The organism is Ochrobactrum sp. EDr1-4 (assembly GCF_049199085.1).
GTDB lineage: Bacteria > Pseudomonadota > Alphaproteobacteria > Rhizobiales > Rhizobiaceae > Brucella.
On the sequence record NZ_JBLZOF010000001.1, the window covers coordinates 845587 to 858709 of the forward strand.

The following is a 13123-nucleotide window of genomic DNA, read 5'->3' on the forward strand; positions in this document are numbered from 1 at the left end:
ATGCCAGTCTCGACGCCGAAGGGCAACACGCCAGAACGCACACCCACAGCCAGTGAGAAGGAAGCGCTCGACTTTCACGCGCATGGCCGTCCGGGAAAGCTGGAAATCAATCCCACCAAGCCGATGATGACGCAGCGCGACCTGTCGCTGGCCTATTCGCCGGGCGTCGCAGTGCCAGTCAAGGCAATCGCCGAAAACCCTGCCACCGCCTATGATTATACGGCCAAGGGCAATCTGGTTGCGGTCATTTCCAACGGTACAGCCATTCTTGGCCTTGGCAATCTCGGCGCACTGGCTTCCAAACCTGTGATGGAAGGCAAGGCCGTCCTCTTCAAGCGCTTTGCGGATGTGGATTCCATCGATTTGGAAGTCGATACGACCAACATTGATGAATTTATCAATGCCGTGCGCTATCTCGGCCCATCCTTTGGCGGCATCAATCTCGAAGACATCAAAGCACCGGATTGCTTCATCATCGAACAGCGTCTGCGCGAAGTGATGGATATTCCGGTTTTCCACGATGACCAGCATGGCACAGCAATCATTGCTGCAGCAGGCATGATCAATGCGCTGCTTTTGACGGGTCGTGACATCAAAAATACCAAGCTCGTCTGCAATGGCGCGGGCTCTGCAGGCATTGCCTGTATCGAACTCATCAAGGCCATCGGTTTCCCGTCTGAAAACGTCACGCTCTGCGACACCAAAGGTGTCGTTTATCAGGGCCGCGAAGAAGGCATGAACCAGTGGAAGTCGGCGCATGCCATCAAAACGTCCAAGCGCTCGCTTGAAGACGCCATGAAAGATGCCGACATCTTCTTCGGCGTTTCGGCAAAGGGCGCGCTGACCAAGGAAATGGTGCGTTCAATGGCACCAAATCCGATCATCTTCGCCATGGCCAATCCCGACCCGGAAGTGACCCCGGAAGACGTTGCCGAAGTGCGCGACGATGCAATTGTTGCCACAGGCCGCTCGGACTATCCAAATCAGGTCAACAACGTTCTCGGCTTCCCGTATATTTTCCGTGGTGCGCTTGATGTGCGTGCAACCACGATCAATGACGAGATGAAGATCGCAGCGGTTTACGCGATTGCGGATCTGGCACGCGAAGACGTGCCGGACGATGTGGTTGCCGCCTATCAGGGCAGCCGTCCGCGCTTTGGTCCGCAGTATATCATTCCGGTGCCATTCGATCCGCGCTTGCTGGCAACCGTTTCCGCAGCCGTTGCCAAGGCCGCGATGGAAACGGGTGTGGCCGGTCGCGCCATCGAAGACATTGAAGGCTACAAGCAGGAACTGCTTGCGCGTCGTGATCCAATTGCTTCGACATTACGAGGCATTTATGAGCGCGTGCGCCGTCAGCCAAAGCGCATCGTCTTTGCCGAAGGCGAAGAAGAGCCAACAATGCGCGCCGCTGTTTCCTATGTTAATCAGGGCCTTGGCACTGCCATTCTGGTTGGCCGCGAAGAGCGTGTTGCAGAAACGGCCAAGGAAGCGGGTCTTGATCTCAACCGTCCGGGCATTGAAATCATCAATGCGCGCTTGTCGAGCCGCAACGCGGCCTATGCTGATTATCTCTATGAGAAGCTTCAGCGCAAAGGCTATCTGACGCGCGATTGCCATCGCCTGATCAACAATGATCGCAATCATTTCGCGGCTTGCATGGTTGCACTTGGCGATGCGGATGGCATGGTAACGGGCATCACCCGTAATTACGCCACGGGCCTTGAAGACGTGCGCCGCGTTATCGACTCAAAGCCGGGCCATCGTCTGGTTGGTGTTTCCATTGCGCTTTGCCGTGGTCGCACTGTGTTCATCGCCGATACTGCCGTTCACGAAAAGCCAACCGCTGAAGAACTCGCCGATATTGCGGTGGAAGCCGCAGGCATGGCGCGTCGCATGGGCTATGTGCCACGCGTGGCACTCACTGCGTTTTCGACATTTGGTCATATGGGCGGCGAAAGCTCGGCGCGCATTCAGGAAGCCGTGCGTATTCTCAACACGCGTCATGTCGATTTCGAGTTTGACGGCGAAATGAGCGCAGACGTGGCGCTGAACCCAAAGCTGATGGAGCGGTATCCGTTCATCCGCCTGTCGGGTCCGGCCAATGTCATCGTCACACCGGATAATCATTCGGCATCAATTGCAGCCAATATGCTCCAGGAACTGGGCGGGGCGACCATTATCGGCCCGCTGCTCGTTGGTCTCGACAAACCAGCACAGATCGTCAGCATCGGTGCGAAAGATACCGACATTGTCAATATGGCGGCAATCGCTGCCTATAATGCTGGCAACTGAAAAGACGAATGAAATGCTAAACAGCCGGGCAATGCCCGGCTGTTTCTTTTGAATATTCATACAATTTAAAACCGGCTATAGGATAGTTCCGTCAGTTCCCTCCCAAAACGCCGGACATACAAGCCGCATGAGCGCACACGACCTGAAGCTTGAAGAAATCGTCAATCCCGAAACGCTGCGTCGCAAGATCAACGAACTCGCGGATTCAGCCGACGAAAGCTATACGAGCCTGCCTGTCCGCAAGGTGGTTTTGCATGCGCTGAAAGATGCGCTCGTTCGCGGTCGTGGCGTTGCGGAAAACATGCTGATGAAAGATGGCGGCGGCTCGCTTTGCGTGCGACGTCTTTCCTATCTCATGGATACGCTGATCAGCGCTCTTTTTGAATTTGCCAGCACCAAGGCTTATCCGGCGCTCAATCCATCCAAAGCCGAGAACATGGCGATTGTTGCTGTCGGCGGATATGGTCGCGGCGGACTGGCTCCCGGCTCAGACATCGATCTGCTGTTTTTGCTACCTTACAAGCAAACGCCGTGGGGCGAGCAAGTCGCTGAATATATGCTCTATATGCTCTGGGATATGGGGCTGAAGGTCGGCCATTCCACGCGCAATATCGACGAATGCATCCGCCTTTCGCGCGAAGATATGACGATCCGAACCGCCATTCTCGATGCGCGTTTTATCATCGGCAATCGCGATCTGTTTAATTCGCTCGTCGCGCGTTTTGACGAGGAAGTGGTCAAGAATACAGGTCCGGAATTCATTCAGGCCAAGCTTGCCGAGCGTGATAACCGTCACCGTAAGGCAGGCGAAACCCGCTATCTGGTCGAGCCCAATGTCAAAGAAGGCAAAGGCGGCCAGCGCGATCTGCATACTCTGTTCTGGATTGCCAAATATTTCTATCGCGTCAAAAGCAAGGAAGAGCTGGTCAAGCTTGGCGTGTTGTCACGCGCGGAACTGAGGCTTTTCAATAAGGCTGAAGATTTTCTCTGGGCTGTACGCTGCCACATGCATTTTGCAACGCTGAAAGCCGAAGAGCGTCTGTCTTTCGACATTCAGCCGGAAATTGCGCAGCGTCTGGGTTACACAGCCCATCCCGGCCAGAACTACGTCGAACGCTTCATGAAGCATTACTTCCTCGTCGCCAAAGACGTTGGCGATCTGACGCGCATTCTTTGTGCAGCATTGGAAGAAGAGCAGGCCAAGCATGTGCCGGGCTTCAACCGTATCTTCCTCACATTCTCCAACCGCAAGCGCAAACTTGCGGGCACCAATGATTTCATCTCCGAAAATCATCGTATCAACATTGCCGATGCCGATGTGTTCAAGCGCGATCCGGTCAATATAATTCGTGTTTTCCAGCTCGCTGATAAGCTTGGGTTAGAATTTCACCCCGATGTGATGCAGCAGCTCACTCGCTCGCTCAAACTCATCAATACGGAGCTGCGTGAGAACCCGGAAGCCAACAAGCTGTTTCTGGAAGTGCTGACCTCGCCACGCAACCCCGAACTCATTCTCAGGCGCATGAATGAATCGGGTGTGCTGGGCAAATTCATCCCGGATTTTGGCAAGATCGTCGCGATGATGCAGTTCAATATGTATCATCATTACACGGTTGATGAGCATCTGCTGCGCTGCATTGCTGTGCTTTCCGAGATTGAGCATGGCGATCTTGAAAACGAGCATCCGCTCGCCAATCACCTCGTCGGCACCATCAAGCGTGATCGCAATTTGCTCTATGTCGCCATGCTTTTGCATGACATTGCCAAAGGTCGCCCTGAAGATCATTCGATTGCTGGCGCACGTATTGCGAAAAAGCTTTGCCCGCGTTTTGGGCTTTCGCCATCAGAAACCAAAACCGTCGAATGGCTGGTGCGTGAGCATTTGACCATGAGCATGGTTGCGCAATCACGCGATCTCAACGACCGTAAAACCATCGTTGATTTTGCCGATACCGTGCAGACGATGGAGCGGCTTAAGCTGCTGCTGATCCTGACGGTTTGCGACATTAAAGGCGTTGGCCCCGGCGTTTGGAATGGCTGGAAAGGCCAGCTTCTGCGCACGCTTTTTTATGAAACCGAGCTGGTGCTAACAGGCGGCTTCTCCAAGCTGCCACGTGCTGATCGCGACCGACAGGCCCGTGCAGACTTGGCTGAAAAATTGAGCGACTGGCCGGAAGCCGAGCGCGAAGCATATCTTGGCCTGCATTACACCAATTATTTCCTGACCGTCAGTCTTGAGGATCAGGTTCGCCACGCGCATTTCATCCGTGAAACGGACCGTAATGGGCGTGTGCTCGCCACCATGGCAAAACCCCATACATTTGAAGCTGTCACGGAAATAACCGTGCTTGCGCCCGATCATCCGCGTCTTTTGTCGATCATCACCGGCGCTTGCGCTGCTGCTGGCGGCAACATTGTCGACGCGCAGATCTTCACTACAGGCGACGGTCGTGCGCTCGATACAATTCTCATCAACCGCGAATTTGACACAGACGAAGACGAACGCCGTCGTGCAGAGCGTGTCGGCAAGGTGATCGAAGATGTACTCTCGGGCAAATCACATCTGCCGGATGTGCTTGCCAAACGCACCAAGCCCAAACGTGGCGCAAAGGCTTTCAAGGTCGAGCCGCGCGTTGAAATCAACAACACTTTATCCGATAAGTTCACCGTCATTGAAGTGGAAGGTTTGGATCGTCCCGGCCTTTTGTCAGAATTGACTGGCCTTATTTCTGACTTGTCACTGGATATTGCTTCGGCGCATATCACGACTTTCGGCGAGAAAGTGATCGACAGTTTCTATGTCACTGATCTGGTCGGGCACAAGATTTCAAACGCGACGCGTCAGGGTAATATCAGGCGCAAACTTACTGCCGTCCTTAGCGGCGAAAATACTGCTAAGACCAATGGCCGCGCAGCAGCATAATATAGGTATTTCAATTCAATGAGTTTGGTCAAAAAGTTCGCTACCGTTGCATCTGGCACGCTAATGAGCCGCATTTTCGGTTTCACGCGTGAAATGTTTATGGCAGCGGCTCTCGGTACTGGTCCGGTTGCGGATGCGTTCAATGCGGCGTTCCGGTTCCCGAATACTTTCCGCAGACTGTTTGCCGAAGGCGCGTTCAATACTGCCTTCGTGCCTCTATTTTCAAAAGAGATCGAGAAGAACGGCATGGACGGTGCCCGTCGCTTTTCGGAAGAAGTGTTTGGCGTACTCTTCACGGTTCTGATGTTCATTACGATTGTCATGGAACTGTCAATGCCGTTTATCGTGCGCACCGTCATTGCGCCGGGCTTCACCGATGATCCGGTGAAGTTTGACAATACGGTGCGGCTCGCCGTGATCATGTTCCCCTATCTTGCCTGTATGTCGCTGGCGTCAATGATGGCGGGAATGCTCAATTCGCTGCATCGCTATTTCGCAGCAGCAGTGGCGCCAGTCTTTCTCAACATCATCCTCATTGCAGTTCTCGCCTTCAGCTGGTGGCAGGGATATGACGCGCTTGCCGTCGGCTATGCGCTGTCATGGGGTGTGATGGCCGCGGGTCTGGTTCAGCTTGCTATCGTCTGGATCGACGTGCGCGTTGCAGGCATTAAAATCGGTTTTCGGCGTCCGCGTCTGACGCCCGGCGTCAAACGGCTGCTCGTTCTGGCATTTCCAGCAGCGATCACCGGTGGCATCACGCAGATTAATCTGCTGATCAACACCAATATTGCGTCGGGTATGGAGGGTGCAGTTTCCTCGCTTGTTTATGCCGACCGCATTTACCAGTTGCCACTAGGCGTAGTGGGGATTGCGGTTGCGACCGTACTTCTGCCGGAACTCTCACGCGCTTTGCGCGGCGGGCATATGAAAGAAGCATCGAACCTGCAAAACCGCTCGGTTGAATTCACACTGTTTCTCACCCTTCCGGCTGCGGCTGCTCTTTTGGTCATGTCAGAGCCGATTGTTCGACTGTTGTTTGAGCGCGGACAGTTCAGCGCAGAATCAACGCTCGTTGTTTCCAGCATTCTGGCAATTTACGGCATCGGCCTGCCAGCTTATGTGCTGATCAAAGCTTTTCTTCCGGGCTTTTTTGCCCGTGAAGACACCCGCACACCAATGATCTTTGCAGCCATTTCGGTTGCGGTGAATATAACACTAGCCCTCACCCTGTTTCCGCGTATGGGACCGACCGGCATCGCCATTGCAGAAATCACAGCGGGCTGGATCAATGCGGCACTGCTGTTTGTAATGCTGATAAAGCGTGGGCATTGGGGCAATGATATTCCATTGCTCACCCGCATTCCGCGCCTGCTGATTGCCGCTGGCGTTATGGCTATCGGCATTCATTTTGCCATTGGCTATTTTTCGCATGAGCTTTCATCAGCATCATCCTTTGGTGTGCGCGCCGGAACTCTAGCGGCCATGGTTTTGGCGGCGATGGTTGTCTATTTTGCGCTGGCCTTTGGGCTTGGTGGTGCAAATACGGCGATGATACGTCGCGGCATCAAGCGCGGTGCCACCAAGAAAGAGCCCGAGAGCGAAGTATAATAGACCTTGAAAGGTACTCGCAGCTCTGCGAAAACACCGCATCAAAATTAGTGCCCTTCGCTCTCCACCGGCGAAGGCCAACATCAGGATATAATCATGAGCACGTTCAAACCGCTTGTCTTCTCCGGCGTTCAACCGACCGGAAACCTTCACCTTGGAAATTATCTGGGTGCGATCAAGCGGTGGGTCGAAGTGCAGGAGACGCAGGAATGCATCTACTGTGTTGTCGATATGCATGCGCTGACCGTTTCGCCCGATCCGGCTGAACTGATGCAGTCAACCCGCGAAGTGACAGCTGCATTTATTGCGGCAGGCATCGACCCTAAACGCAGCATCGTGTTCAATCAGAGCCGCGTGCGTCAGCATGCCGAACTCGCTTGGGTTTTCAACTGTGTGGCGCGCATGGGCTGGATGAGCCGCATGACGCAGTTTAAAGACAAGGCTGGTAAAGACCGCGAAAATGCATCGCTGGGCCTCTTCGCCTATCCAAGCCTGATGGCTGCAGACATTCTGCTTTATCGCGCAACCCATGTGCCGGTCGGAGAAGATCAGAAGCAGCATCTGGAACTGACCCGCGACATCGCACAGAAGTTCAACAACGACTATTCCGACCGTATTGCTGCCCTTGGTATCGGCGTGGATATGCAGGTGGGCGACGAACAGGTTTCGGGTTTCTTCCCGCTGACCGAGCCGATGATTTCAGGCCCGGCTATGCGTATTATGTCACTGCGTGATGGCACTAAGAAAATGTCGAAGTCCGATCCATCTGACCTGTCGCGCATCAATCTGATCGACGATGAAGACACCATTAACAAAAAGATCCGCAAGGCAAAAACCGATTCGGATGGCTTGCCAACGGAACTCGATGGCCTCACAGGTCGCCCGGAAGCTGACAATCTTGTTGGAATCTATGCAGCCCTTTCGTCCAAGTCGAAGGAAGACATTCTGGCTGAATTTGGCGGACGCCAATTCTCAGAATTCAAAACGGCGCTTGCCGATCTGGCAGTCGCGAAACTCTCGCCAATCACCCATGAAATGCGCCGTTTGGTGGCTGATCCTGCCTATATCGACAGCGTTTTGAAGGATGGTGGCGAACGTGCAAGCGCGATTGCAGAGACCAATATGCGCCATGTACGCGACATTATCGGCTGGCTGCAAGACTAGATTCCAGCTCTAGCGGCCTGGAAATTGCGATCTTCTGTGCTCCGGTGCTCATGTACCTTTAAGTACACTGCGCTCCGGTGCTCGATGATCACAATTTTCGGCACGCTATAACCGGAATCTCAAAAGGTCCTAATCAAATTCGAAGGCTACCAGCTTGCAGGTAGCCTTCGAGAATGCCACATTATCGCCATGGTATCAAAACGACTTAGCCGGGAAACCGGACATCGACGCAAGTTTCTTGCCGTTATCGACGAGACGCCCGAATGCGGGCGTGCTGTTGCCTATGCTGCACGCCGCGCTAAAAACTCCAATGGCGCGCTCGTCATGCTTTTCGTCATCGACAATTCAGATTTCCAGCAAATCCTTGGCGTTGGCGAGATCATGCGTGCCGAGGCAGAAGAACGTGCGCGTTCAACGCTTGAGAAGTTTGCTGCAAAAGTTCGCGAAGAACAGGGCATTGATCCCGAACTGATCATTCGTGAAGGCCGGATAACAGAAGAGCTGCCGAGCCTGATTGAGGAAGATCAGGATATTGCTATCCTCGTTCTGGCGGCAGGTTCGGGCAACGAAGGCCCCGGCCCTCTTGTGCAATCTCTTGCCAATCGTGCGCAATTCCAGATTCCGGTGACCGTCATTCCGGCAGGTCTTTCCGATGAAGACATTGATGCGGTGACATAATCACCCTATATTGATCGTAACGCGCATGCGCCTTTTGAGATGAGGCTTGCTTAAACGCGCATCCATGCTTACGAAAAGCTTCTGATATTGAAAGCGGAGAACGGACATGTTCATCCAGACCGAGACCACGCCAAACCCGGCAACCCTCAAGTTCCTGCCCGGCAAGGTCGTTATGCCTGAAGGCACCGCCGATTTTCGCGATGCAGCCAGCGCTGGCAACACTTCGCCACTCGCAGCCAAGCTGTTTGCCGTTCCGGGCGTAACCGGCGTCTTCTTTGGCTTTGATTTTATCACGGTGACCAAAGAAGACGGCGAATGGCAGCATTTGAAGCCTGCTATCCTTGGCACCATCATGGAACATTTCATGTCGGGCGCTCCTGTCATGGCAGGCAACACTGGCGTTGATGCTGCCAAGACCGATGAAGAAGAAGAATTCTTCGATAAGGCCGACACTGAAATCGTTGATACTATCAAGGAACTGATCGAAACACGCGTCCGCCCAGCTGTGGCTCAGGACGGTGGTGACATCACATTCCGCGGTTTCGAAAACGGCACTGTGTTTCTGCACATGAAGGGTGCCTGCTCTGGCTGCCCATCATCGACCGCAACACTCAAGCACGGCATTCAGAATCTTCTGCGTCATTTTGTGCCGGAAGTTCAGCAGGTTGAGCAGATCTGATCTTATAGAAATCGCAATAAAAAGGCCGCTTTTCAGCGGCCTTTTTCATATCGTCTGTTATCGGACTATAACTTTGGCACCCTGCTCGGTGCGCTCGTAAAGATCAATGATATCCTGATTCATCATGCGAACGCATCCCGATGACATGGCCTTGCCAATCGACCACCATTCTGGTGTTCCATGAATACGATAGCCGGTGTCGCCGCCCTTATTGTAGAGATAGAGCGCGCGTGCACCCAAAGGATTCTTGAGGCCCGGTCCCATACCATTGCGGTATTTTGCCAGTTCAGGCTGACGCTTGATCATTGCAGATGGAGGTGTCCATGTCGGCCATTCACGCTTCATCGCAACGCGTGCCGTCCCGTTCCAGCCGAAACCTTCACGACCTACACCGATACCGTAGCGCATCGCCTTTCCGTCTGGCTGCACCAGATAAAGAAACTTTTCGCCGGTTTCCACAATGATTGTGCCCGGCACCTCATTGGTCTGATACTTGACGATCTGACGGCGATATTGCTGCGGGATCTTCTCATTCGGAATAGCTGGAATTGTGTAGCCAGCGTCGCTGACCGAAGAATAGGACGCGGTGTAGAAGGTGCCGCCGACTGTGGAGCAGCCAGTAAGGGCGCCACCAAGAAGAAGGGCTGCGGTCAACTGCAAGACGCGAGACTTCATGAAAATTCCCCAGATTGAAAAGACCATCATCAGGAGCGAATCGCTCATTCATACGCAAAGATGAGGGAGTATTGTTAACCAAGCGTTAACCGTAAATTGAAAATTCATTATTTAGCCATAATCTCGCCATTGGTTTCACAATCTCGTACTAGGTTTGCCGCTGGTTTTTGAGTGTTTTTCAATTGTTTTGGACGTTTTTCACGCGCAAAATGCACTCATGCCAATCGTGATTCCCAACAAAACACACCCACTTTCCGACGGTCGCCAATCCGAAAATGCCATGCTTGTGCGGCGCGGTGTTCAGCGTCTTTTTTTGGAAATGGGACTGGCAACTTTGCCGGAGCTGTCTCTCGCTTCAGGCAGGCGCGCAGACCTTATTGCGGTTAGCCGCAAAGGCGAAATCTGGATCGTCGAAATCAAGTCGTCCATTGAAGACTGGAAGGCCGATCGCAAATGGCCAGACTATCGCGCCTATTGCGATCGTCTGTTTTTTGCGACGCATCCGAGCGTGCCAAGCGAAATATTTCCAGAAGACTGCGGGTTTATTTTATCGGATGGGTATGGCGCGGAAATCCTGCGCGATGCACCGGAACACAAACTGCCGGGCGCTACCCGCAAAGCGCTGATGTTACGCTTTGCGAGATCAAGTGCGGCAAGGCTGACAATTGCTGAATTAGCAGGTTTAGACGTGCCTGAAACCGATATTGATTAACTCTTTGTTTTTAGGCATATCGTGATCGGAAAATCGGTTCCCACTTTTCCGCGATATGCTTTAACGAGGCGCGCGCTTTGCCAGAATGCGCTGCAAAGTACGGCGGTGCATATTGAGACGACGCGCGGTTTCAGAAACATTGCGCTCGCACATTTCATAAACCCGCTGAATATGCTCCCAGCGAACCCGGTCGGCAGACATTGGGTTTTCCGGCGGTGCAATCTTTTCGCCCGGGCGACGGGTAAGTGCTGCAAAAACTTCATCCGCATCGGCTGGCTTGGACAGATAATCAATCGCGCCAAGCTTCACCGCGTTTACTGCTGTCGCAATATTTCCGTAGCCGGTGAGTACAATCGCACGGGTATCGGTACGGCGGGTGCGGATGGCTTCGATCACATCAAGGCCGTTTCCGTCACCAAGGCGCATATCGACCACAGCATAAGCGGGGGCCGCGGCTTTCGCAGCGGCAATGCCTTCTTCAACGGATTCCGCAGTGGTCACCTGAAAGCCCCGACCTTCCATGGCGCGGGCAAGGCGCTGCAAGAAAGGCTTATCGTCATCAACCAGAAGAAGGGTTGGATCGTTGCCAATGGCTTCGGTGTCTTCCTGCTTCAAGTCTTCCATGGGGTGCTTCCTGCCTGTATTTTTGTTCCTTTATTGATACCCCTGCGTCAAAAAGTCAAATAGCCATTGAATTGTTGAAGCAATCCTTGCAAAAAATTGACAAACAGAAACAAGGCAAACTGTTGTTTTCGCAAAGTCTTTTTTAGGTTTTCCATATAAAAATGATTTTATATTTGGGCATTATAGCTCGCCAATGTCACCCATAATCTAATAAAGATTATCGAGCATATTCATTAGCTTAGTGCAAATGCAGAGCGTGGCCAAACCACCTTTACCTCGGCTCCCTGACCAGGATTTTTGCGATTTTTGAAACTGATCTGTGCACCAGAGCGTTCGAGCAAGGTTTTTGCGATAAAAAGTCCCAGACCAAGCCCACCGCCGCCATTTTGACTGCCGTCGCGACTGCTCATGTAAGGTTCACCGATTCGGTCAAGAATTTCCGGTTTGAAGCCTTCGCCATCATCCTGAATAAGAACGGTCACATTGGTGTCCGTCCATCCCCATGTCACGCTGACCTCTTCACGCGCAAAATCGACGGCGTTTTCAATGAGATTACCAAGGCCGTACAGCAAGCCTGGATTGCGCCGCACAACAGGTTCGGGCTTTGGCCCATCGAGCTTGGAAACATCAAGCACGACACCAAAGTTGCGATGCGGCTCAATCACTTCTTCAATCAGTGAAGAGAACGGCAAGCGTGACATATGCTCTTCGTTTTCCGAAGAAAGGCTGGTCAGACGTTGCAGGATTTCACGACACCGCGCCGCCTGCGACTGCAGAAGCGCAATGTCTTCCGCCAATGCGGGATCACTATCCGGCTTTTTAGCGTAAGTGCGCTGCATTTCTTTGACCACCAGCGTGATGGTGGCAAGCGGGGTGCCCAGCTCATGGGCAGCAGCAGCGGCAAGACCATCAAGGGCAGTCAAATGCTGTTCGCGCTGCAATATCAGTTCGGTGGCGGTTAATGCATCACCCAGCTGACGCGTTTCCTCAGCGATACGATAGGCATAAACGCCAGTAAAGCCGAGCGCCGAAACGATTGCACACCAGATACCGGCCACAAAGAGGAATGGGAGAACCAGCATCTCGCCCGGATACCAAGGCAAAGGCCGGTGATAAAATATCAGAAACGAAGTGCAGAACACCGCAAGCAAAGCCAGAGCCAGCGTGTGCCGTACCGAAAGCGATGTTGCAGAGATAATTACAGGTGCAATCACCAGAATGATAAACGGGTTTTGTACGCCGCCGGTTAGATAAAGCAGGCCTGCGAGTTGCAAAATATCAAAGGCAAGCACCAGACTTGCCGCTTCGGGATTAAGTCGGTGAGTGTTTGGAAAGCGAAACGCCAGATAGAGATTAAGCCACGCGGACGATGCTATCAGTGCGAGGCAAATGCTGATGGAAAAGCTGAATTGCAGATAAAGCGCCACAAACATCACGGCTGCCGTCTGTCCGGCAATCGCCAACCAGCGCAAACGTACCAATGTGGTAAGACGCGGCCTGCGTGAGAGATTGGAAGCGCGATTATCGAATTCTGCGTGCATGGCCACTCCCAAAAATTCCACCAAATTTCAAGACAGCCTCGCTTTAAGAAAAGCATATCCATTGCGCTGGATAAAGCGAAGCCACCTTCGGCTCCTTATGCGACAGCGCAAATATTCATGCAAGTAGAACTGTGTCATCCAGTCGCAGCTTAACAAGCAATAGGCCATAACCCCGCATTTACGGGGATTTGGGCTGCAATCACATTGCCGTCAGGGTGGACGTG

At 53.0% G+C, this 13123-nt stretch carries 10 protein-coding genes; 7 read left to right on the top strand and 3 right to left on the bottom strand.

What is annotated here, in order from left to right; all coding sequences use genetic code 11:
* From ACOZHT_RS04260 to ACOZHT_RS04285, 6 genes are all read left to right on the top strand, one after another.
* A complete protein-coding gene (locus tag ACOZHT_RS04260) occupies positions 1-2295 on the top strand; it encodes an NADP-dependent malic enzyme (RefSeq protein WP_339509324.1) in 2295 nt (764 codons plus the stop codon).
* 127 nt (positions 2296-2422) lie between these two features.
* Positions 2423-5218, top strand: coding sequence for a [protein-PII] uridylyltransferase (locus ACOZHT_RS04265; RefSeq protein ID WP_339509323.1), 2796 nt, complete (start codon positions 2423-2425; stop codon positions 5216-5218).
* An 18-nt stretch (positions 5219-5236) separates the two neighbouring features.
* Positions 5237-6826, top strand: a complete 1590-nt coding sequence (gene murJ / locus ACOZHT_RS04270) for a murein biosynthesis integral membrane protein MurJ (RefSeq protein WP_339509322.1) — start codon at positions 5237-5239, stop codon at positions 6824-6826.
* A gap of 96 nt (positions 6827-6922) precedes the next feature.
* On the top strand, positions 6923-7990 hold the full coding sequence (trpS, locus tag ACOZHT_RS04275; RefSeq protein WP_339509321.1) for a tryptophan--tRNA ligase: 1068 nt from the start codon (positions 6923-6925) through the stop codon (positions 7988-7990).
* Positions 7991-8179: 189 nt separating this feature from the next.
* Positions 8180-8668: a universal stress protein gene (locus ACOZHT_RS04280; RefSeq protein WP_339509320.1), complete on the top strand. Its 489-nt coding sequence runs from the start codon at positions 8180-8182 to the stop codon at positions 8666-8668.
* Positions 8669-8774: 106 nt separating this feature from the next.
* Positions 8775-9347: a NifU family protein gene (locus tag ACOZHT_RS04285; protein WP_339509319.1), complete on the top strand. Its 573-nt coding sequence runs from the start codon at positions 8775-8777 to the stop codon at positions 9345-9347.
* Positions 9348-9404: 57 nt separating this feature from the next.
* Here ACOZHT_RS04285 and ACOZHT_RS04290 read toward each other — a convergent pair whose 3' ends face one another.
* Complete coding sequence (locus ACOZHT_RS04290; protein ID WP_339509318.1) at positions 9405-10022, bottom strand: L,D-transpeptidase; 618 nt, start codon at positions 10020-10022, stop codon at positions 9405-9407.
* 217 nt (positions 10023-10239) lie between these two features.
* On the opposite strand from ACOZHT_RS04290, the gene ACOZHT_RS04295 reads away from it, so the two are divergent.
* On the top strand, positions 10240-10734 hold the full coding sequence (locus ACOZHT_RS04295) for an MmcB family DNA repair protein (protein WP_339509317.1): 495 nt from the start codon (positions 10240-10242) through the stop codon (positions 10732-10734).
* 60 nt (positions 10735-10794) lie between these two features.
* Here the strand turns inward: ACOZHT_RS04295 and regA are convergent, their stop codons facing one another.
* Both regA and ACOZHT_RS04305 read right to left on the bottom strand, forming a co-directional pair.
* Positions 10795-11358, bottom strand: a complete 564-nt coding sequence (gene regA / locus ACOZHT_RS04300; RefSeq protein ID WP_250039154.1) for a global response regulator transcription factor RegA — start codon at positions 11356-11358, stop codon at positions 10795-10797.
* A gap of 233 nt (positions 11359-11591) precedes the next feature.
* The gene (locus ACOZHT_RS04305) at positions 11592-12899 is read right to left on the bottom strand and encodes an ActS/PrrB/RegB family redox-sensitive histidine kinase (protein WP_339509316.1); all 1308 of its coding nucleotides are present in this window, start codon (positions 12897-12899) and stop codon (positions 11592-11594) included.
* Positions 12900-13123: the final 224 nt, after the last annotated feature.